We start from the raw sequence: 20,100 nt of genomic DNA, 5'->3' as shown, positions 1-20,100 counted from the left end.
CGCGGGCCCGCCCCTCGGCCGTCACGACCTCGCGGATCAGGTCTGCGCCATGTCCACGAAGCGCGAGTAGTGGCCCTGGAAGGCCACCGTGATCGTCGCGGTGGGGCCGTTACGGTGCTTGCCGACGATGATGTCCGCCTCGCCCGCGCGCGGCGACTCCTTCTCGTAGGCGTCCTCGCGGTGCAGCAGGATCACCATGTCGGCGTCCTGCTCGATCGATCCCGACTCACGGAGGTCGGAGACCATGGGCTTCTTGTCGGTGCGCTGCTCGGGGCCTCGGTTCAGCTGGGAGAGCGCGATGACCGGCAGCTCCAGCTCCTTGGCGAGGAGCTTGAGGTTTCGCGACATGTCCGAGACCTCCTGCTGACGGCTCTCGGACCGCTTGCCGCCGGACTGCATCAGCTGGAGGTAGTCGATGACCACGAGCTTGAGGCCGGCCCGCTGCTTCAGGCGGCGGCACTTGGCGCGGATCTCCATCATCGACAGGTTCGGCGAGTCGTCGATGTAGAGCGGGGCCTGGGAGACGTCCGGCATCCGGCGCGCCAGCCGGGTCCAGTCCTCGTCCGTCATCGTGCCCGAGCGCATGTGGTGCAGCGCCACCCGCGCCTCGGCCGACAGCAGGCGCATCGCGATCTCGTTGCGCCCCATTTCGAGGGAGAAGATGACGCTGGGCAGGTTGTGCTTGATCGAGCAGGCACGGGCGAAGTCCAGCGCGAGCGTCGACTTACCCATGGCGGGACGCGCGGCAATGATGATCATCTGACCGGGGTGCAGCCCGTTGGTGAGCTGGTCGAGGTCGGTGAAGCCGGTCGGCACACCGGTCATCTCGCCGCTGCGCGAACCGATCGCCTCGATCTCGTCGAGCGCGCCCTCCATGATGTCGCCGAGCGGGAGGTAGTCCTCGGTGGTGCGCTGCTCGGTGACGGCGTAGACCTCGGCCTGGGCGGAGTTGACGATCTCGTCCACGTCGCCGTCGGCCGCGTAACCCATCTGCGTGATCTTGGTGCCCGCCTCGACGAGCCTGCGCAGCACCGCTCGCTCGTGGACGATCTCCGCGTAGTACGAGGCGTTGGCCGCGGTCGGCACCGACTGGACGAGGGTGTGCAGATACGGCGCCCCGCCGACCTTGGTGATCTCGCCCCGCTTGACCAGCTCGGCCGCGACCGTGATGGGGTCGGCCGGCTCTCCCTTGGCGTAGAGGTCGAGGATCGCCTGGTAGACCGTCTCGTGGGCGGGCCGGTAGAAGTCGTGGCCCTTGATGATCTCGACGACGTCCGCGATGGCGTCCTTGGAGAGCAGCATGCCGCCGAGGACCGACTGCTCGGCGTCCAGGTCCTGCGGGGGCACCCGCTCGAACGTGGTGCCCGACTCCCAGTCGCCGTCCCGGCCGCGGTCGTGCTGGTCGTCCCTGCCACGGCCCTCCCCACGGCGCTTGCGCGAGGGGAGACGGTCACTGGGACCGCTCTCTGCCCAGGGGTCGTCCAAAGGCTCGGAGATGCTCACCGGCCCGCCTCCTCCCGTCCGCTCCGCGGACCTCGCCGTGCCACTCTTTCTTACGGCACGGCACTGACAAATCAAGCGGCCCGACTCCGTTTTCGGCGCGTCGGGCGCCGGTCCACGTTAGGCCCGTGGGCACCGTCAGCCAATCTTGTTATCCACAGGCTCTGTGGATGACTGCCCCCACTCTGTGGAGAACCCCGCGGAAACTGTGCACGGACCGGGGGACAGCACTGTGGACAAACTCATAGCGGCCCTCGCACAGTGCCCCTGACCTGCACTTTTTCCATCCACGGGCTGTGGGGGAGAAAAACTTTCCCGACCGGGCCAAGATCACTGCAAACGGCGCACACACGAGCGGGCGACACACCAGGATGTAAGGATCACTCTCGCATTGCATCTCTTACCTGTGGAAGATTAGATTGAGCACATGACACAGGCCCCCACGGCGTCGAAGTCCCCTCGCAGACGCCACGACCGCGAGATCATCGCGCTGGCCGTACCGGCCTTCGGCGCCCTCGTCGCCGAGCCCCTCTTCGTCATGGTCGACAGTGCCGTCGTCGGCCACCTCGGCACCCCCCAACTGGCCGGCCTCGCCGTCGCCGCGGCCCTCCTCACCACCGCCGTGAGCGTCTTCGTCTTCCTCGCGTACGCCACCACGGCCGCCGTCTCCCGCCGCGTGGGCGCGGGCGACATGCAGGCAGCCATCCGGCAGGGCATGGACGGCATCTGGCTCGCCCTGCTCCTCGGCCTCGCCGTCATCGCGGTCACCCTGCCCTGCGCCCCCTGGCTGGTCGAGCTCTTCGGCGCCTCCGACACCGCCGCCCCGTACGCCGTCACCTACCTGCGGATCTCCAGCCTCGGCATCCCGGCGATGCTGATCGTGCTCGCCGCCACCGGAGTGCTCCGCGGCCTCCAGGACACCCGCACCCCCCTGTACGTCGCCGTCGGCGGCTTCACGGCCAACGCCGCTCTCAACGCACTCCTCGTCTACGGCGTCGGCCTCGGCATCGCCGGATCGGCCTGGGGCACCGTCATCGCCCAGTGCGGCATGGCCGCCGTCTACCTCGTCGTCGTGGTGCGCGGCGCCCGGCGTCACGGCGCATCGCTGCGGCCCGACGCCGCCGGGATAAGGGCCTGCGCCCAGGCGGGCGTCCCCCTGCTGGTCCGTACGCTCTCGCTGCGCGCCGTACTGATGATCGCCACCGCCGTCGCGGCGCGCCTCGGCGACACGGACATCGCCGCGCACCAGATCGTGCTCTCCCTGTGGAGCCTGCTGGCCTTCGCGCTCGACGCCATCGCCATCGCGGGCCAGGCGATCATCGGCCGCTACCTGGGCGCGGACGACGCCGACGGCGCCCGCGAGGTCTGCCGCCGCATGGTGCTGTGGGGCGTCGTCTCCGGCGTGGTGCTGGGGGCGCTGCTGGTGCTCGCCCGCCCGCTGTTCGTTCCGCTGTTCACCAGCGACCGGGCGGTCCAGGACGCACTGCTCCCGGCCCTCCTGGTGGTGGCCGTCTCCCAGCCGGTCGCGGGCGTGGTCTTCGTGCTCGACGGCGTGCTGATGGGCGCGGGGGACGGGCCGTACCTGGCGGGCGCGATGCTGGTGACCCTGGCCGTCTTCGCCCCGGCCGCCCTGCTCGTACCGACGCTCGGCGGTGGCCTCACGGCCCTGTGGTGGGCGATGACCCTGATGATGGCGGTCCGCCTGGTGACGCTCTGGCTACGGGCCCGCTCGGGCCGCTGGATCGTCACGGGCGCCACGCGCTGAGAGCGGTCATGTTTCACGTGAAACAGCGGGAGGGCCGTACCCCGGCGGGGGTACGGCCCTCTCTGCTCATGCTCTGCCGAGCGTTGCGTTACGCGGCAACGACCTCGACGCCGACCTGAGCGGCAACCTCGGGGTGCAGGCGCACCGACACCTGGTGCGAGCCCAGGGTCTTGACCGGCGAGCCGAGCTCGACGCGGCGCTTGTCGACGTCCGGGCCACCGGCAGCCTTGATCGCCGAGGCGATGTCGGCCGGGGTGACGGAGCCGAAGAGACGGCCGGCGTCGCCGGAGCGAACGGCCAGACGCACCTTCACGCCTTCGAGCTTGGCCTTGATCTCGTTGGCCTGCTCGATGGTGGCGATCTCGTGGATCTTGCGGGCGCGGCGGATCTGCGCCACGTCCTTCTCGCCGCCCTTGGTCCAGCGGATCGCGAAACCGCGCGGGACCAGGTAGTTGCGGGCGTACCCGTCCTTGACGTCGACGACGTCGCCAGCGGCACCGAGGCCAGAGACCTCGTGGGTGAGGATGATCTTCATTTTTCGGTCACCCTTCCCTTATCGCGCGGTGGACGTGTAGGGCAGCAGCGCCATCTCACGGCTGTTCTTCACGGCCGTGGCGACGTCACGCTGGTGCTGCGTGCAGTTGCCGGTCACGCGGCGGGCACGGATCTTGCCGCGGTCGGAAATGAACTTCCGCAGCATGTTCGTGTCCTTGTAGTCCACGTAAGCGGTCTTGTCCTTGCAGAACGCGCAGACCTTCTTCTTAGGCTTGCGCACAGGCGGCTTCGCCATGGTGTTTCTCCTGTGTGATCAAGAAGTGGGGGTACGAGCTGCCCTAGAAGGGCGGCTCGTCCGAGTAGCCGCCGCCGGAGCCGCCGGAGTTTCCACCCCAGCCGCCACCGCCGCCGCCCTGCTGACCGCCGCCGGCCGGGGCGCTGGTGGCCCACGGGTCGTCGGCGGGAGCACCGCCGCCACCCTGCTGGCCGCCGCCACCGGAGCCGCCGCCCCAGTTGCCGCCGCCCTGCTGGCCGCCACCGCCGCCGTAACCACCCTGGCCGCCCTGACCACCGCGACCGGACGTCTTGGTGACCTTGGCCGTGGCGCTCTTGAGGCTGGGGCCGACTTCCTCGACGTCCAGCTCGTAGACCGTGCGCTTGACGCCCTCACGGTCTTCGTAGGACCGCTGCTTCAGCCGGCCCTGCACGATGACGCGCATGCCTCGCTGGAGCGACTCCGCGACGTTCTCCGCCGCCTGACGCCAGACCGAGCAGGTGAGGAACAGGCCTTCGCCGTCCTTCCACTCGTTGGTCTGCCGGTCGAAGATGCGGGGAGTGGACGCGACACGGAACTTCGCGACCGCCGCACCGGACGGGGTGAAGCGCAGCTCGGGGTCGTCGACGAGATTGCCGACGACCGTGATGACGGTCTCGCCTGCCATGGGTGAACCTCTCGGCGGGATTGCTTCTGGCTGCTTGCTGCTACTCGAACCCGATGACCTCTGAGCTAGAAGCTCAGTGGGTCTCGGGGCGGAGGACCTTGGTCCGGAGGACCGACTCGTTCAGGTTCATCTGGCGGTCGAGCTCCTTGACGACCGCAGGCTCGGCCTGCAGGTCGATGACCGAGTAGATGCCCTCGGGCTTCTTCTTGATCTCGTACGAGAGACGACGACGGCCCCAGGTGTCGACCTTCTCGACCTTTCCGTTGCCCTCACGGACGACGGAGAGGAAGTTCTCGATCAGGGGGGAGACAGCGCGCTCCTCCAGATCGGGGTCGAGGATGACCATCACCTCGTAGTGACGCATGTGGAACCCACCTCCTTTGGACTCAGCGGCCACGGTCGTTCCGTGGCAGGAGGGTCGTGATGCGTGAGCAACGGTATCGGCCGCCACTGACAATCGACGCTCGAAGAGGGCGATCGTGACTCTGGGCAGGGCAGACACCGGTGCAGACCGTACAGAGTACCCGCACACCCGGTTCCGGTTGAAATCCAACGGTCATCGGCCGCAATCTGTACACATCGGATGTGCGCGGCGTTACGATGCGCCGCTTCCGGCAGGAGGTGCCCGATGGCACAGGCAATGCGACCCAATCCCTCCGTCTCCCTCTTCGCCACGGACGGCAAACCCCACCCGCTCCAGGACACCCTGGTCGCGGTCACCCTCGTCCTGGGCGTCCTCTCCTTCGTGACGGCCCAGTTCCACAACCTCCACCTGCTCAGCTCCTGGTCAGGGCTGGTGGGAATCCTCACGGGGGCGTACGGACAGTTCATCTCGGTGACGACCCGCGAGCGGTTCGCACTGGTCGTCGGGCTCGGCGCCGCGGGCGTCGGCTTCTTCCTCGGCATGGCCCACGGCGGCCTCTTCGGCGGGGTGGTCGGCTAGCCACCGCCACCCCTCACGGACGGGCCGTCCGCGGCCCGCCCCCATACGGCCAGTCGGGGCGCTCCCCGGTCACAGTAGGCTTCGGCGCGAGAGCCGGAGCCCCTGAACCCATGGGGACACACCTGCCGAGGAGCGCCCCGCATGAGCCTGACCCTGAGGACCATCAGCCGAGAGCAGCATCTGGCATTCATCCAGAGCCTGCCGTCGGCGAGCCACTGCCAGGTTCCGGCATGGGCCGATGTGAAGACGGAGTGGCGCTCGGAGAACCTCGGCTGGTTCGACAGGAACGGCCAGCTGGTCGGCGCCGGCCTGGTGCTCTATCGGCAGCTGCCCAAGATCAAGCGCTATCTCGCGTACCTCCCCGAGGGCCCGGTCATCAACTGGTACGCGCCCAACCTCGACGAGTGGCTCCAGCCGATGCTGGCCCACCTCAAGCAGCAGGGCGCCTTCTCCGTGAAGATGGGCCCGCCGGTCGTCATCCGCCGCTGGGACTCCGCGGCCATCAAGTCCGGCATCCAGAACCCCGACGTGAAGCGCCTGCGCGACGTCGAGGCCTCGTACATCGAGCCGCGCGCCTTCGAGGTCTCCGACCGGCTGCGGAAGATGGGCTGGCAGCAGGGCGAGGACGGCGGCGCGGGCTTCGGCGACGTACAGCCCCGCTACGTCTTCCAGGTGCCGTTGGCCAACCGCTCGCTCGACGAGGTCCTGAAGGGCTTCAACCAGCTGTGGCGGCGGAACATCAAGAAGTCCGAGAAGGCCGGCGTCGAGGTCGTCCAGGGCGGCTACGAGGACCTCGCCGAGTGGCAGCGGCTCTACGAGATCACCGCCGTGCGCGACAAGTTCCGCCCGCGCCCCCTGTCGTACTTCCAGCGCATGTGGTCGGTCCTCAACTCCGAGGACCCCAACCGGATGCGGCTGTACTTCGCGCGCCACAACGGCGTGAACCTGTCCGCCGCCACGATGCTCGTCGTCGGCGGGCACGTCTGGTACTCCTACGGCGCGTCCGACAACATCGGCCGCGAGGTCAGGCCCTCGAACGCGATGCAGTGGCGGATGCTGCGCGACGCCTACGCGATGGGCGCGACCGTCTACGACCTGCGCGGCATCTCGGACTCGCTCGACGAGACCGACCACCTCTTCGGCCTGATCCAGTTCAAGGTCGGCACGGGCGGCGAGGCCGTGGAGTACGTCGGCGAGTGGGACTTCCCGCTCAACAAGCTGCTCCACAAGGCACTCGACATCTACATGTCGCGCCGGTGAGCATTCCTTAATCTCGTTCCTGTTCACACCTCTTGTACACCGCTGCCACCAGAAAGGTTCCGGGCCGGCCATGGCGCTCTCCCTCTACGTCGACACCGCGCGCTGGCGGGCGCACCAGAAGTCCGTTCTCGAGCAGTTCCCCGGGGTCATCCCGGTCTGCAAGGGCAACGGCTACGGCTTCGGTCACGAACGGCTCGCGGAGGAGGCGACGCGCTTCGGCGCGGACACCCTCGCCGTCGGGACCACCTACGAAGCGGCCAAGATCAAGGACTGGTTCAGCGGTGACCTGCTGGTCCTCACCCCGTTCCGCCGCGGCGAGGAGCCGGTGCCGCTGCCCGACCGCGTGATCCGCTCCGTGTCGTCGGTCGACGGGGTGCACGCCCTGGTCGGCGCGCGCGTCGTCATCGAGTGCATGTCCTCGATGAAGCGCCACGGCGTCAAGGAGGAGGAGCTGGGGCTGCTCCAGGCGGCCATCGAGGACGTCCGCCTGGAGGGCTTCGCGCTGCACCTCCCGCTGGACCGCGCCGACGGGTCCGACGCGGTCGAGGAGGTCATCGGCTGGATGGACCGGCTGCGCGCCGCCAGGCTGCCGCTGCACACGATGTTCGTCAGCCACCTGCGGGCCGAGGAGCAGGCCAGGCTCCAGCAGCAGTTCCCGCAGACCCGCTTCCGCGCCCGCATCGGCACGCGGCTGTGGCTCGGCGACCACGAGGCGACGCAGTACCGGGGTTCGGTGCTGGACGTCACCCGCGTCGCCAAGGGGGATCGTTTCGGCTACCGCCAGCAGAAGGTCGCGTCCGACGGCTGGCTCGTGGTCGTCGCCGGCGGCACCTCGCACGGCGTCGGCCTGGAGGCCCCCAAGGCGCTGCACGGGGTGATGCCGCGCGCCAAGGGCGTGGCGCGCGCCGGGCTCGCGACGGTCAACCGCAACCTCTCGCCGTTCGTCTGGGCGGGCAAGCAGCGCTGGTTCGCCGAACCGCCGCACATGCAGGTGTCCATCCTGTTCGTGCCCGCGGACGCGCAGGAGCCGAAGGTCGGCGACGAACTGGTGGCCCATCTGCGGCACACGACGACGCAGTTCGACCGCCTCGTAGAGCGCTGAGCAGGAGACCGCTGAGCAGGAGACCGCTGAGCGGTGCGGCGCCGTACGGCGGGGCGTTGAGGAAACGCCCCGCCGTAGGGCACGTAGGGCACGTCGCGGGCTAGTTCCGCCCCTCCGTGCCCCATTCCACCCTGGGCCCCTCCGCACCGTGCGCCGCGTGCGGCGGGCGGGCCGCCTGACCGTACGCGTGGACGTCCTCGGCCCCGTCGAGCACCCCGCCCGACGGATCGTCCGAACCGTCGCGCCGTACGCCGTCCTTCTCGGGCATCAGCACGTCCCGTACGACCAGTGCGCACAGGTACAGCGTTCCCACCAGGTGCAGCACGATCGCCAGGTGGTAGCCGTCCTGCGGCAGCCCCTGCTGCTTGTCGCCGCTCATGGTGAACGCCAGGTACATCCAGATCCCCAGGAAGTACAGGACCTCGCACGCCTGCCACACCAGGAAGTCCCGCCAGCGCGGCCTGGCCAGCGCCGCGAGGGGGACCAGCCACAGCACGTACTGCGGTGAGTAGACCTTGTTGGTGAGGATGAAGGCCGCGACCACCAGGAAGGCCAGCTGGGCGAAGCGCGGCCTGCGCGGCGCCATGAGGGCCAGCGCGGCGATGCCCGCGCACGCCAGGACCATCAGCAGCACCGCGTAGGTGTTCACCGACTCCACGTCGAGCTGGGTGTTGCCGCGCTGGGCGATGATCAGCCAGAAGGAGCCGAAGTCGACGTCGCGCTCCTGGCTGAAGGTGTAGAACTTCTTCCACCCCTCGGGCGCGAGGAACATCACCGGCAGGTTCACCACCAGCCAGGCGCCCGCCGTGCCGAGCGCCGCCGCCCCGAACTCCCGCCACTTCCCGGCCCGCCAGCACAGCACGAACAGCGGCCCGAGCAGCAGGACGGGGTAGAGCTTGGCCGCCGTCGCGAGGCCGATCAGGATGCCGAACGCCAGGCTCCTGCCGCGCGACCACATCAAGAGGGCCGCCGCGGTGAGCGCGACGGCCAGCAGGTCCCAGTTGATGGTCGCGGTCAGCGCGAAGGCGGGCGCCAGCGCGACCAGCAGGCCGTCCCAGGGCCGCCTCCTGTGGGTGCGCGCGACGCACACGGCCATGACCGCCGTGCAGACCATCAGCATGGCCGCGTTGACCATCCAGTACGCCTGCTCGCTCTCGGTCGACGTGCCCTCGAAGGGCAGCGTCAGCCAGGCCGCGACCTTCATGAACAGGCCGGTCAGCACGGGGTACTCCAGGTACTCCATGTCGCCGTCGAGCCGGTCGAAGTACGGGATGAGCCCGTCGGCGAAGCCGCGCCCGCCGTACAGGTGCGGGATGTCGGAGTAGCAGGCGTGGGTGTACTGCGAGTTCACGCCCCTGAACCACGCCCATTCGTAGCAGGGCATCTTCTGCACCATGCCGAGGGCGAACATCCCGATCGCCACCAGGGCGACGACCTGGACCGGGGTGATCCAGGCGCGTCCGCCGGTGCGTGCCCAGCGCCCGAGCGGACCGCCGATCAGCTCGCTGCCCGCGGCGGCGACCTCGTCCTGCTGCGTGGGCCGTACGACCGGCCGGTCCTGGTTCACGCTGGTTCCCTCCGCGCTTGGCATGCGGGCCATCCTGCCGTACGGGGCTGTGTACGGGGCGTACGGCGAGGGCCGCCGCACCTGATCGGTGCGGCGGCCCTCGCCGTGCTGTGCGGTGCCACGGGGCGCTAGCGGAACAGTCCTCCGCCGTCGTTCGTGCCGTCGTTGACGCCCCCGCCCGGTCTTCCGGTTCCGCCGCCCGGCCTGCCGGTGGTGGAGCCGTCGGTCGAGCCCTCGATCGTCCCGCCGCCCGGATCCCCGCCGCCCGGGTCACCGTTGGCCGCGCCGCCCGGGTCCCCGCCGCCGTCGGTACCGCAGTTCGGGTCCCACGGCTTGCAGGTCGGATCCGGATCGGGGTCCGGGGTCTTGGACGGGGTCTGGGTCGGCTGCTTCGGCGGGATCTTCGTCGGAGGCGTCTCGGACGGGGTCTCGGACGGCTTCTCCTCGGGCTTCTCTGAGGTCGGCGGCGGCGAGGTCGGTGCCCCGTCGCTGTCGGCCTTGTCCCAGATGTCGTCGGCCTCGGGGAACTTCTCCTCCGAGACGCCCTTGAGCGCGGCCTTCATGTAGTCCGTCCACACCTGGGTGGGGATGTCACCACCGTGGATGGAGTCCTTGCCGCCCGTGCCGTTCATGGACAGCAGCTTGCGGGACTCGGGATCCGTACGGAACAGGGTGACGGCGGTCGACAGCTGCGGGGTGTAGCCGACGAACCAGGCCGACTTGTTCTTGTCGGTCGTACCCGTCTTGCCCGCCGCGGGACGGCCCAGTTCCTTGGCCCGGGTGCCGGTGCCGTTCTGGACGACGTTCTCCAGCACCTTGGTGATGTTGTCCGCGATGTCGGAGTCGAGCGCGTTCTCCGGCTTCGGCTTCTCGAAGCCCGCCATTTCCTCGCCCTTGCGGACCACCTTGGTCACGGAGTACGGCTCGTGGTGCTCGCCCGACGCCGCGAAGGTGGCGTACGAGTCGGCCATGCGGATCGCGCTCGGCGTGGAGGTACCCAGCGAGAACGAGGCGTTCAGCTGGTCCATCGAGTCCTTGAGGATGCCGGTGCTCTCGGCGACGTCCCGCACGTTCTTCAGTCCGACGTCGACGCCGAGCTGCACGAAGGGCGTGTTGATGGACTTCTCCATCGCCTTCTCCAGCGTGACGTAGCCGTACGGCGTGGGGCTCTCGTTCTTCTGCCGGAAGGGCTTGCCCTGCGACAGCAGCGGATCGCCGTTGCGGTCCTTGATGACGATCAGGTCGTCGCCGTTGTACTTGCTCTGCGGCGACAGGCCCTCGCCCGGATCGGTGTTCTGCGTGCCGTACTTCATCGCTGCGGCGAGGACGTACGGCTTCCAGGTCGATCCCACGGGGACGCCGGAGGTGTCGGCGTTGTTGGTGAAGTGCTTCTTGTCCCAGCCCTCGCCGCCGTACACCGCGACGATCGCACCGGTCTTCACGTCGACCGAAGCGCTGCCGAACTGCACGTACTTGTCCAGCTCGGGGCGTTCCTTGAGGTCGAGGAAGTCCTTGCGGGTCTTCTCCACCGCCGCCGCCATCGCGTCGACCTTCGGCTTCTCGAAGGTCGTGTAGATGCGGTAGCCCCCGAGGTCGAGGTCCTCGGGCTTCAGCTCGGGGCGCGTCTTCAGGACGTACTTCTTGGCGATCTCGACGAGATAGCCCTTCTGCCCGTCGAGCCCGGTGGCCGCGGTGGAGTCGATCATCTTGGGGAAGCCCTCCTGGATGACCTTGTCGCGGGTGGCCGCGTCCAGCCGGCCCACCTCGACCTCGCGGTTGAGGATCCACGCCCAGCGCTTCTTGGCGCGCGCGGTGTTCTCCTCCCGGGTGGCCTTGGGCCCGATGCCGCCGTCCGGGGTGTAGAGGTTCGGCCCCTTGAGCGTGGCCGCGAGCAGTGCGCTCTGCGACTCCGTCAGGTCCTCGCTGTCCACGCCGAAGTACGCCTGGGCCGCGGCCTGGATGCCGTAGGCACCGCGCCCGTAGTAGGCGGTGTTCAGGTACCCCGCGAGGATGTCGTTCTTCTCCTGGGTCGTACCGACCTTTATGGAGATGAACAGCTCCTTCACCTTCCGGTCCAGGCTCTGCTCCTGGCTCAGGAAGGTGTTCTTCACGTACTGCTGGGTGATGGTCGAGCCGCCCTGGGTCTCGCCGCCCTTGGCCATGTTCACCACGGCGCGGGCGATGCCCATCGGGTCGACGCCCTTGTCCTCGTAGAAGGAGTCGTTCTCGGCCGCGATGACGGCGTCGCGGATCGTGTCGGGGATCCGGTCCAGGCCCACGATCTGGCGGTTGCGGGTACCGCCCGTGGCGGCCATCTGCGTCCCGTCGGCCCAGTAGAAGACGTTGTTCTCCGCCTGGGTGACCTTGTTGACGTCCGGCACCTCGACCCAGGCGATGGCCGCGCCCGCGGCGCCCAGGAGGATCGCGAGGAAGCCGAAGCAGGTGCCGAGCACCTGTTTCCAGGACGGTACGAAACGCCGCGCGCCGGTCTTGCCGGCGCGCGGGTAGTCGATGAAGCGCTTCTTGGACCGCGGAGCCCTGCCCCCGCCCCGCCCGCGCCCGGGGCCCTCGGACCCCCCGCCGCCACCGCCCGTGCCGCGGCGGCCCCCGCCTCCGCCGCGGCCCGAACCGCCGCCGCGCTGGGCGGCCCTCCGGGCCTCGGCACGCCCGCCGTACGGGCGTTCGGGATCGGACGCGCCGGACGGCGAACCGGTCGGCACGTCATGTGAGGGTGCCGCGCGTCGGCCCTGGGGCTGCTGCGCTGCGCGTCTGGCCGCGGCTCGACCGCCACCTTGCGGCTGCGGCGGTTTGCGACGGTGCTCGCTCATCGAACGACTACTCCTCGGGCAGGCGAGAGCGCCTGGAAGCGGCAGTTGAGATCCGTGTCCCCCCGACACGCGGACCCCGGTGGACCTCGCGGCACGTGTGCGGCACGCCTCTCGGCACGCCTCCCGACACGCCCCGCGGCGCGGCGTTCCCCGTCGTCGCGCGGTTCCCGGTGGTCTGCATGCCGCACAGACTACGCACGGTCAAAACCCATCTAGGGCCGATGTTCACCCCAAATCAGGCAAGTCACCGCCTGCGAATTGACGATGTGACGCCGTTCACGATGACCCCCCTTGTCGCGACAGCGGGGCCGTTCTATCGTGCTGATGTATCGAGTCGATACATCAGCACGGCATATCGGACGAGAACGGTCAGAGGAGGCGGGGATGAGCAGACGCTCGGGCATCCTCGAATTCGCCGTTCTCGGTCTGCTCCGTGAGTCCCCCATGCACGGTTACGAGCTGCGGAAACGCCTCAACACCTCGCTGGGGATCTTCCGCGCCTTCAGCTACGGCACCCTGTACCCCTGCCTCAAGACGCTCGTCGCCAACGGCTGGTTGGCCGAAGAGCCGGGCAGCGCCCCCGAGGACGCGCTCGCGGCTTCACTCGCAGGGCGCCGCGCCAAGATCGTCTACCGGTTGACGGCGGAAGGTAAGGAGCACTTCGAGGAGCTGCTCTCCCACACCGGCCCCGACACCTGGGAGGACGAGCACTTCGCGGCACGCTTCGCCTTCTTCGGGCAGACGGAGCGCGAGGTGCGGATGCGGGTCCTGGAAGGCAGGCGCAGCCGGCTGGAGGAGCGGCTCGAAAAGATGCGGGCCTCGCTGGCCCGTACACGAGAGCGCCTGGACGACTACACGCTTGAGCTGCAGCGACACGGCATGGAGTCCGTGGAGCGCGAAGTGCGCTGGCTGAACGAGCTCATCGAGAGCGAGCGCGCGGGGCGGGACCAGAGACGGTCCGCCCCCGAGAGCTCCGCTCAGCACGACCACACAACAGGGGACGCGGGCGGCCTGCCCCGGCACCGGGGCATCGCCCCGCCGGATCCGTCCGACGACACCGCCAAGTGAGGCCCTGCGTCCGCAGGGCTTCGTCTAGAACACACAGGGAGCAACCGGAATGGGTTCGGTTCGCGTAGCCATCGTCGGCGTGGGCAACTGCGCCGCCTCGCTGGTGCAGGGCGTCGAGTACTACAAGGACGCCGACCCGGCGACCAAGGTGCCGGGTCTGATGCACGTGCAGTTCGGCGACTACCACGTCGGTGACGTCGAGTTCGTCGCCGCCTTCGATGTGGACGCGAAGAAGGTCGGCCTCGACCTCGCGGACGCCATCGGCGCCAGCGAGAACAACACCATCAAGATCTGCGACGTGCCCACCAGCGGCGTGACCGTCCAGCGCGGCCACACCCACGACGGTCTCGGCAAGTACTACCGCCAGACCATCGAGGAGTCCACCGAGGCCCCGGTCGACGTCGTCCAGGTCCTGAAGGACAAGCAGGTCGACGTTCTCGTCTGCTACCTGCCCGTCGGCTCCGAGGACGCGGCGAAGTTCTACGCCCAGTGCGCCATCGACGCCAAGGTCGCCTTCGTCAACGCCCTCCCGGTCTTCATCGCCGGCACCAAGGAGTGGGCCGACAAGTTCACCGAGGCCGGTGTCCCGATCGTCGGCGACGACATCAAGTCGCAGGTCGGCGCCACCATCACGCACCGCGTGATGGCGAAGCTCTTCGAAGACCGCGGTGTCCGTCTTGAGCGCACCATGCAGCTCAACGTCGGCGGCAACATGGACTTCAAGAACATGCTGGAGCGCGACCGCCTCGAGTCCAAGAAGATCTCGAAGACGCAGGCCGTCACCTCGCAGATCCCCGACCGCGAGCTGGGCGAGAAGAACGTCCACATCGGCCCGTCGGACTACGTGGCCTGGCTGGACGACCGCAAGTGGGCGTACGTCCGCCTTGAGGGCCGCGCCTTCGGCGACGTCCCGCTGAACCTTGAGTACAAGCTCGAGGTGTGGGACTCCCCGAACTCCGCCGGTGTCATCATCGACGCGCTGCGCGCCGCGAAGATCGCGAAGGACCGGGGCATCGGTGGCCCGATCCTCTCCGCGTCCTCGTACTTCATGAAGTCCCCGCCGGTGCAGTACTTCGACGACGAGGCGCTCGCCAACGTCGAGAAGTTCATCAAGGGCGAGGTCGAGCGCTAAAGCTCCCCTTCCCGTTCGACGTGCGAGGGTCCCCGGGCAATCCGCCCGGGGACCCTCCTCGTGTGTGACGCTTGCGCACATGTCCGTCGTGCGTGATCTACGCGTGCTCCTGCGCCTCGGCGACTTCCGGCGTCTGCTCGGCGTACGCCTGCTCTCCCAGTCCGCCGACGGCGTCTACCAGGTCGCCCTCGCCACCTACGTCGTCTTCTCCCCCGAGAAGCAGACCTCGCCCGCCGCCATCGCCTCCGCGATGGCCGTGCTCCTGCTTCCCTACTCGCTCGTCGGCCCCTTCGCCGGAGTGCTCCTGGACCGCTGGCCGCGCCGCCAGGTCTTCCTCTACGGCAACCTGCTGCGCGCGGCCCTCGCCTGCTGCACGGCCCTGCTGATCCTCGGCTCCGCCCCCGACTGGCTCTTCTACGCCTCCGCCCTGAGCGTCACCGCCGTCAACCGCTTCGTGCTCGCCGGGCTGTCGGCCGCGCTGCCGCGCGTCGTGGACACCGACCGGCTCGTGACGGCCAACGCGCTGTCCCCCACCGCGGGCACCCTCGCCGCGACCGCGGGCGGCGGTCTGGCCTTCGCCGTACGGATCCTGAGCTCGGACTCGGACGCCGCCGTGGTGCTGCTGGGCGCGGCGCTCTACCTCTGCGGGGCGCTCGCCTCGCTGCGCCTGGGCCGGGAACTGCTCGGCCCCGACCCGTCGGCGTACCGGCCCAGACTGCGGGCGGCGGTCGCCTCGACGGCGCACGGCCTCGTCGAGGGGCTGCGGCACCTGGGGGAGCGCAGGACCGCGGCCCGCGCACTGGCGGCCATGACCCTGCTGCGGTTCTGCTACGGGGCGCTGACGGTGATGGTGCTGATGCTCTGCCGGTACGCCTGGTCCGATGCCACCAGGCCCGGCGACGCTTCGGGCGGCGCGGGCTCCGCGTCCGACGGCCTCGCACTTCTGGGCCTCGCCGTGGGGATCTCGGGAGCTGGCTTCTTCGCCGCCGCGCTGCTCACCCCCTGGGCGGTGGGCCGCCTCGGCCCGTACGGCTGGATGGTGGTGTGCGCGACGGCCGCGGCGGTGCTCGAACCGGCGCTCGGGCTGCCGTTCACCCCCGTACCGATACTGATCGCCGCCTTCGTACTGGGTCTCGTCACCCAGGGCTCGAAGATCGCGACGGACACCGTGGTGCAGACGGAGGTGGATGACGCCTTCCGCGGCCGGGTCTTCTCGCTCTACGACGTGCTGTTCAACGTCGCCTTCGTGGGGGCGGCGGCCGTGGCCGCGCTGGTACTGCCCGCCGATGGGCGGTCGGCCGTGCTCGTGGTCGCGGTGGCCGTCCTCTACGCCTCGGTCGCGCTGCTGCTGAGCTCCTGGCGACGCGCCGAGGGGCGATGTTTCACGTGAAACATCGCCCCTCGACCGCGGAACAGGGGTCGCTCCTGGGTCATGTTTCACGTGAAACATGACCCAGGGCCGCCTCAGCCCTGTCCGGCCCACCACTCCTTGAGCGCCGTGACCGCCGCGTCGTACTCCATCGGCCCGTTCTCCAGCCGCAGCTCCAGCAGGAACTTGTACGCCTTGCCGATCGCCGGTCCCGGGCCGATCCCCAGGATCTCCTGGATCTGGTTGCCGTCGAGGTCCGGCCGGATCGAGTCCAGCTCCTCCTGCTCCTTGAGCGCGGCAATGCGCTCCTCAAGGCCGTCGTAGGCGCGCGACAGGGCCGTCGCCTTGCGCTTGTTGCGGGTCGTGCAGTCCGAGCGGGTCAGCTTGTGCAGCCGCTCCAGCAGCGGACCCGCGTCCCGCACGTAGCGGCGCACCGCCGAGTCGGTCCACTCTCCCGTCCCGTAGCCGTGGAAGCGCAGATGCAGCTCCACCAGCTTCGTGACGTCCTTGACCATGTCGTTGGAGTACTTCAGCTCGGTCATGCGCTTCTTGGTCATCTTCGCGCCCACCACCTCGTGGTGGTGGAAGGAGACCCGGCCGTCCTTCTCGAAGCGCCGGGTGCGCGGCTTGCCGATGTCGTGCAGCAGCGCGGACAGCCGCAGCACCAGGTCCGGCCCGTTCTCCTCCAGGTCGATGGCCTGGTCCAACACGGTCAGTGAGTGCTCGTACACATCTTTGTGACGGTGGTGCTCGTCGCTCTCCAGCCGCAGCGCGGGCAGCTCGGGCAGTACGTACTCGGCGAGCCCGGTGTCGACGAGGAGCCCGAGGCCCTTGCGCGGGTGCTCGGAGAGCAGCAGCTTGTTGAGTTCGTCGCGCACGCGCTCGGCGGAGACGATCTCGATGCGTCCCGCCATGTCCTTCATCGCGGCCACGACCTCGGGGGCCACCTCGAAGTCCAGCTGGGCGGCGAAGCGCGCGGCGCGCAGCATCCGCAGCGGGTCGTCGGAGAAGGACTCCTCGGGCGTGCCCGGGGTGCGCAGCACGCGGGCCGCGAGGTCCTCCAGGCCGCCGTGCGGGTCGACGAACTCCTTCTGCGGGAGGGCGACCGCCATCGCGTTGACCGTGAAGTCACGCCGTACGAGGTCTTCCTCGATCGAGTCGCCGTAGGACACCTCGGGCTTGCGCGAGGTCCTGTCGTAGGCCTCGGAGCGGTAGGTGGTGACCTCGATCTGGTAGCCGTCCTTCTGGCTGCCGACCGTACCGAAGGCGATCCCGACCTCCCAGACGGCGTCGGCCCACGGCCGGACGATCTTCAGCACGTCCTGGGGACGGGCGTCGGTCGTGAAGTCCAGATCGTTACCGAGCCGCCCGAGCAAGGCATCCCGGACCGAGCCTCCGACCAGGGCGAGGCTGAAACCCGCCTCCTGGAAACGGCGGGCCAGGTCGTCGGCGACGGGAGCCACCCGCAGCAGCTCGCTGACCGCGCGGCGCTGCACCTGGCTCAGTGCGAGGGGATTGTCTTCGTTGGCGTTCGGCACAACAGAAAAGGGTACGTGCCCCGGCCGACCCTGGCTCCCAGGTTTCCCGGCGGCCGAATTCCACCGCTCGTACTCTGAGGTCCACCGTCTCGTCCCGCTTGCCCGGGAGGCTTTGACGATCACGTGGAGCAGTCCGCGGCACTTAGCCCCAGCCCGCATCGTTACCATGCGTGGACGCAGCAAGCGACAACCACCGATGACCGCAGACGACGAGGGACGGACGGGCGCGTGGCCGAGGCGGCAGACATCCAGGGAATGAATCCCTCCCCTGCCCGCCGTTGGGTGCGCCGCACAGCCGCTCTGGTCGCCGGAGCACCGATCCTGGCAGCGCTGATCTACGGCCCCGCGGCGAAGCCCGCGACGGCCGCGACAGCCGCGGAGAAGGACACGGGCCCGCGCGTCGACGTCTCGCTCGACTCCCTGATGCCCGCGGCGCCCGTGAAGGGCGACACGGTCACCGTCTCCGGGACCCTGACGAACAAGGGCAAGGAGACCGTCACCAACGCCCATGTCGACCTGCGGGTGGGCCGCAAGCTCTCCGGCCGGATCGAGATCGACGACGCCGCCGCCCGTACGGGTTCCTCCAGCGACGACCTCTCGTCCATCGAGGACAAGTACTCCGTCAAGGTCTCGAAGCTCGCCTCGGGCATCAGCACCGACTTCAGCATCTCGGTCCCCGTCGACAAGCTGGGGCTCGACGGCGACGGCGTCTACCAGCTCGGGGTGTCCCTGTCCGGCGAGACCGCCGACGAGGACTACGACCACGTGCTCGGCAGCGAGCGCACGTTCCTCCCCTGGCAGCCCTCCGCCACCGGGAAGAAGAGCCAGTTCACCTACCTGTGGCCGCTGATCTCCTCGGTGCACCTCACGGCCGAGACGGGCTCCGACGAGCAGCAGACGCCGGTGTTCGAGGACGAAGCGCTGGCGGCGGAGCTCGCCCCTGGCGGCCGCCTGGAGCAGATGGTCTCGCTCGGCTCCCAGCTCCCCGTGACCTGGGTCATCGACCCGGACCTGCTCGCCTCGGTCGACGCGATGACCAAGAGCTACCGGGTCAAGTCCGACGACACCACCGTCGCGGGCAAGAACCAGGCCGTCGCCCGGCAGTGGCTCACCGCGCTGGAGACCGCCGTCCAGGGCCGCAAGGTGGTCGCGCTGCCCTTCGGCGACCCCGACCTGGCATCTCTCGCCCACCACGGCGTCTCCGGCTCCCTGAGCCACCTCCAGCCCGCCACGGAGGTGGCGGAGATGACCGTGGAAACGGTGCTCCACGTGAAGCCCTCGGTCGACTTCGCCTGGCCCGTGGACGGCGCGATCGATCCGTCGATCGTGAACGTCGCCACCTCGGCCGGCGCCCACAAGGTGATCGCCCGCAGCGACAGCCTCCGGGAGACCGCGGGGCTGCCGTACACGCCCACGGCGGCCCGTCCCATCGGGGGCGGTACGACGGCCGTGGTCTCCGACGCCCGGCTCTCCACCGCCTTCCAGGGCGACATGACGGACGCGGAGAACTCCACCCTCGCCGTCCAGGAGTTCCTGGCCCAGAGCCTGGCCTTCACCCTCCAGGAGCCCGACAAGCAGCGCAGCATCGTCGTCGCTCCGCAGCGGATGCCGACGGCGGCCCAGGCCCAGTCCATGGCCCAGGCCCTGCGCACGCTCGAAGCCCAGCGCTGGACCCAGCCCCTCGACCTGGTCGCCGCGTCGGCCGTCAAGCCGGATCCCAAGGCCACCACGAAGGTTCCCAGCACCGCCCGGTACCCGAAGAAGCTCCGCGCCGATGAACTGACCGACGGGGCGTTCCAGCAGATCAGGACGGTCCAGGGCACGCTCGACACGTTCAAGGGCATCCTCACCCAGCCCGACCGCGTGGTGACGCCCTTCGGGAACGCCATAAACCGCGAGATGTCGACGTCCTGGCGCGGTCACGAGGCGGAGGCCACCCGGTACCGGGACTCGGTGCAGATGTACCTCAGCGACCTCACCTCCGAGGTCAAGCTCATCGACAAGTCCGACGTGACCCTCTCGGGCCGCAGCGCGACGATCCCGGTCACCGTGCAGAACAAGCTCGTGCAGGGTGTCGACAACCTGGTGCTGCGGCTCAAGTCGGACACTCCGCGGCGACTGACGCTCGACGACGGCAAGGTCGTGTCGGAAGAGCCGATCAAGATCTCCGGCGGACACCGCCAGACGGTGAAGTTCGACACCTCCGCCAATGCCAACGGCCAGGCCAGGGTGACCGCCCAGCTCTACACCGCGGACAACCTGCCGTACGGCAAAGAGATGACGTTCACGGTGAAGGTCTCCGAGATCACCCCCACCGTGATGCTGGTCATCGCGGGAGGCGTGCTGCTCCTGGTGCTCGCGGGCGTCAGGATGTACACCCAGCGCAAGCGCACGGCCGCCACCGCGGCAGCGGCCCGGGAGGACGCCGAAGCGGAGCGGAAGGACACCACCGAGGCCCCGGATGACACCACCGGATCCGGGCAGCCGAGTGACCCGACGCCTGACACCGGTGACACCGGGCCGGAAAGCGGGGACCCGTCGGGCGCGGGTGAGAAAGTGGACCGTTGAGCGATGTCTGTCGTGGCCGGCCGG

At 69.3% G+C, this 20,100-nt stretch carries 16 protein-coding genes; 8 read left to right on the top strand and 8 right to left on the bottom strand.

Translation table 11 applies throughout. The features are described from left to right. Nucleotides 1-36 precede the first annotated feature (36 nt). On the bottom strand, nucleotides 37-1,503 hold the full coding sequence (dnaB, locus tag ACIBNE_RS14285) for a replicative DNA helicase (RefSeq protein WP_399271481.1): 1,467 nt from the start codon (nucleotides 1,501-1,503) through the stop codon (nucleotides 37-39). A gap of 424 nt (nucleotides 1,504-1,927) precedes the next feature. Between dnaB and ACIBNE_RS14280 the strand changes: the two genes are divergently transcribed. Then, nucleotides 1,928-3,265 carry an MATE family efflux transporter gene (locus ACIBNE_RS14280; protein ID WP_399271482.1) on the top strand — a complete coding sequence of 446 codons (1,338 nt, stop codon included), beginning with the start codon at nucleotides 1,928-1,930 and terminating at the stop codon, nucleotides 3,263-3,265. 88 nt (nucleotides 3,266-3,353) lie between these two features. Here ACIBNE_RS14280 and rplI read toward each other — a convergent pair whose 3' ends face one another. From rplI to rpsF, 4 genes are all read right to left on the bottom strand, one after another. Beyond that, a complete protein-coding gene (gene rplI / locus ACIBNE_RS14275) occupies nucleotides 3,354-3,800 on the bottom strand; it encodes a 50S ribosomal protein L9 (RefSeq protein ID WP_399271483.1) in 447 nt (148 codons plus the stop codon). Nucleotides 3,801-3,818: 18 nt separating this feature from the next. After that, nucleotides 3,819-4,055, bottom strand: coding sequence for a 30S ribosomal protein S18 (gene rpsR, locus ACIBNE_RS14270; protein ID WP_005315025.1), 237 nt, complete (start codon nucleotides 4,053-4,055; stop codon nucleotides 3,819-3,821). 43 nt (nucleotides 4,056-4,098) lie between these two features. Continuing rightward, nucleotides 4,099-4,701 carry a single-stranded DNA-binding protein gene (locus ACIBNE_RS14265; protein ID WP_399271484.1) on the bottom strand — a complete coding sequence of 201 codons (603 nt, stop codon included), beginning with the start codon at nucleotides 4,699-4,701 and terminating at the stop codon, nucleotides 4,099-4,101. A gap of 73 nt (nucleotides 4,702-4,774) precedes the next feature. Then, nucleotides 4,775-5,065: a 30S ribosomal protein S6 gene (gene rpsF / locus ACIBNE_RS14260; RefSeq protein WP_006604399.1), complete on the bottom strand. Its 291-nt coding sequence runs from the start codon at nucleotides 5,063-5,065 to the stop codon at nucleotides 4,775-4,777. A gap of 264 nt (nucleotides 5,066-5,329) precedes the next feature. Between rpsF and ACIBNE_RS14255 the strand changes: the two genes are divergently transcribed. The 3 genes from ACIBNE_RS14255 (at nucleotide 5,330) to ACIBNE_RS14245 (ending at nucleotide 8,006) form a co-directional block, all read left to right on the top strand. Further along, nucleotides 5,330-5,644: a hypothetical protein gene (locus ACIBNE_RS14255; protein WP_399271485.1), complete on the top strand. Its 315-nt coding sequence runs from the start codon at nucleotides 5,330-5,332 to the stop codon at nucleotides 5,642-5,644. Between the two features lie 141 nt (nucleotides 5,645-5,785). Next, nucleotides 5,786-6,904, top strand: a complete 1,119-nt coding sequence (locus ACIBNE_RS14250) for a lipid II:glycine glycyltransferase FemX (RefSeq protein WP_399271486.1) — start codon at nucleotides 5,786-5,788, stop codon at nucleotides 6,902-6,904. A gap of 70 nt (nucleotides 6,905-6,974) precedes the next feature. Continuing rightward, a complete protein-coding gene (locus ACIBNE_RS14245; protein ID WP_399271487.1) occupies nucleotides 6,975-8,006 on the top strand; it encodes an alanine racemase in 1,032 nt (343 codons plus the stop codon). Between the two features lie 100 nt (nucleotides 8,007-8,106). Here ACIBNE_RS14245 and ACIBNE_RS14240 read toward each other — a convergent pair whose 3' ends face one another. Both ACIBNE_RS14240 and ACIBNE_RS14235 read right to left on the bottom strand, forming a co-directional pair. Next, nucleotides 8,107-9,597 (bottom strand): glycosyltransferase family 87 protein, encoded by a 1,491-nt coding sequence (locus tag ACIBNE_RS14240; RefSeq protein ID WP_399271488.1) that lies wholly within the window; start codon nucleotides 9,595-9,597, stop codon nucleotides 8,107-8,109. A 104-nt stretch (nucleotides 9,598-9,701) separates the two neighbouring features. Further along, complete coding sequence (locus ACIBNE_RS14235; protein ID WP_399271489.1) at nucleotides 9,702-12,401, bottom strand: transglycosylase domain-containing protein; 2,700 nt, start codon at nucleotides 12,399-12,401, stop codon at nucleotides 9,702-9,704. A gap of 384 nt (nucleotides 12,402-12,785) precedes the next feature. On the opposite strand from ACIBNE_RS14235, the gene ACIBNE_RS14230 reads away from it, so the two are divergent. The 3 genes from ACIBNE_RS14230 to ACIBNE_RS14220 all read left to right on the top strand — a co-directional run bounded on the left by ACIBNE_RS14230 (nucleotide 12,786) and on the right by ACIBNE_RS14220 (nucleotide 15,991). After that, the gene (locus tag ACIBNE_RS14230; protein WP_399271490.1) at nucleotides 12,786-13,469 is read left to right on the top strand and encodes a helix-turn-helix transcriptional regulator; all 684 of its coding nucleotides are present in this window, start codon (nucleotides 12,786-12,788) and stop codon (nucleotides 13,467-13,469) included. A 49-nt stretch (nucleotides 13,470-13,518) separates the two neighbouring features. Then, a complete protein-coding gene (locus ACIBNE_RS14225) occupies nucleotides 13,519-14,601 on the top strand; it encodes an inositol-3-phosphate synthase (protein ID WP_399271491.1) in 1,083 nt (360 codons plus the stop codon). A gap of 79 nt (nucleotides 14,602-14,680) precedes the next feature. Next, on the top strand, nucleotides 14,681-15,991 hold the full coding sequence (locus ACIBNE_RS14220) for an MFS transporter (RefSeq protein WP_399271492.1): 1,311 nt from the start codon (nucleotides 14,681-14,683) through the stop codon (nucleotides 15,989-15,991). 74 nt (nucleotides 15,992-16,065) lie between these two features. Here the strand turns inward: ACIBNE_RS14220 and ACIBNE_RS14215 are convergent, their stop codons facing one another. Next, nucleotides 16,066-17,508 carry a CCA tRNA nucleotidyltransferase gene (locus ACIBNE_RS14215; protein WP_399271493.1) on the bottom strand — a complete coding sequence of 481 codons (1,443 nt, stop codon included), beginning with the start codon at nucleotides 17,506-17,508 and terminating at the stop codon, nucleotides 16,066-16,068. 228 nt (nucleotides 17,509-17,736) lie between these two features. Between ACIBNE_RS14215 and ACIBNE_RS14210 the strand changes: the two genes are divergently transcribed. After that, the gene (locus ACIBNE_RS14210; protein WP_399271494.1) at nucleotides 17,737-20,076 is read left to right on the top strand and encodes a DUF6049 family protein; all 2,340 of its coding nucleotides are present in this window, start codon (nucleotides 17,737-17,739) and stop codon (nucleotides 20,074-20,076) included. Nucleotides 20,077-20,100: the final 24 nt, after the last annotated feature.

Source organism: Streptomyces sp. NPDC050504, assembly GCF_044458065.1.
Taxonomy (GTDB): Bacteria; Actinomycetota; Actinomycetes; order Streptomycetales; family Streptomycetaceae; genus Streptomyces.
This window is presented reverse-complemented; position numbering and strand designations above follow the sequence as displayed.

What these genes read in the sequence shown, in the direction of transcription:
- ACIBNE_RS14280 (WP_399271482.1), top strand. Translation starts at nt 1,928, where the DNA reads ATGACACAGGCCCCCACGGCGTCGAAGTCCCCTCGCAGACGCCACGAC.
- ACIBNE_RS14220 (WP_399271492.1), top strand. Translation starts at nt 14,681, where the DNA reads ATGTCCGTCGTGCGTGATCTACGCGTGCTCCTGCGCCTCGGCGACTTC.
- ACIBNE_RS14255 (WP_399271485.1), top strand. Translation starts at nt 5,330, where the DNA reads ATGGCACAGGCAATGCGACCCAATCCCTCCGTCTCCCTCTTCGCCACG.
- ACIBNE_RS14230 (WP_399271490.1), top strand. Translation starts at nt 12,786, where the DNA reads ATGAGCAGACGCTCGGGCATCCTCGAATTCGCCGTTCTCGGTCTGCTC.
- ACIBNE_RS14250 (WP_399271486.1), top strand. Translation starts at nt 5,786, where the DNA reads ATGAGCCTGACCCTGAGGACCATCAGCCGAGAGCAGCATCTGGCATTC.
- ACIBNE_RS14235 (WP_399271489.1), bottom strand. Translation starts at nt 12,401, where the DNA reads ATGAGCGAGCACCGTCGCAAACCGCCGCAGCCGCAAGGTGGCGGTCGA.
- rplI (WP_399271483.1), bottom strand. Translation starts at nt 3,800, where the DNA reads ATGAAGATCATCCTCACCCACGAGGTCTCTGGCCTCGGTGCCGCTGGC.
- ACIBNE_RS14225 (WP_399271491.1), top strand. Translation starts at nt 13,519, where the DNA reads ATGGGTTCGGTTCGCGTAGCCATCGTCGGCGTGGGCAACTGCGCCGCC.
- ACIBNE_RS14245 (WP_399271487.1), top strand. Translation starts at nt 6,975, where the DNA reads ATGGCGCTCTCCCTCTACGTCGACACCGCGCGCTGGCGGGCGCACCAG.
- ACIBNE_RS14240 (WP_399271488.1), bottom strand. Translation starts at nt 9,597, where the DNA reads ATGCCAAGCGCGGAGGGAACCAGCGTGAACCAGGACCGGCCGGTCGTA.
- ACIBNE_RS14265 (WP_399271484.1), bottom strand. Translation starts at nt 4,701, where the DNA reads ATGGCAGGCGAGACCGTCATCACGGTCGTCGGCAATCTCGTCGACGAC.
- rpsR (WP_005315025.1), bottom strand. Translation starts at nt 4,055, where the DNA reads ATGGCGAAGCCGCCTGTGCGCAAGCCTAAGAAGAAGGTCTGCGCGTTC.
- rpsF (WP_006604399.1), bottom strand. Translation starts at nt 5,065, where the DNA reads ATGCGTCACTACGAGGTGATGGTCATCCTCGACCCCGATCTGGAGGAG.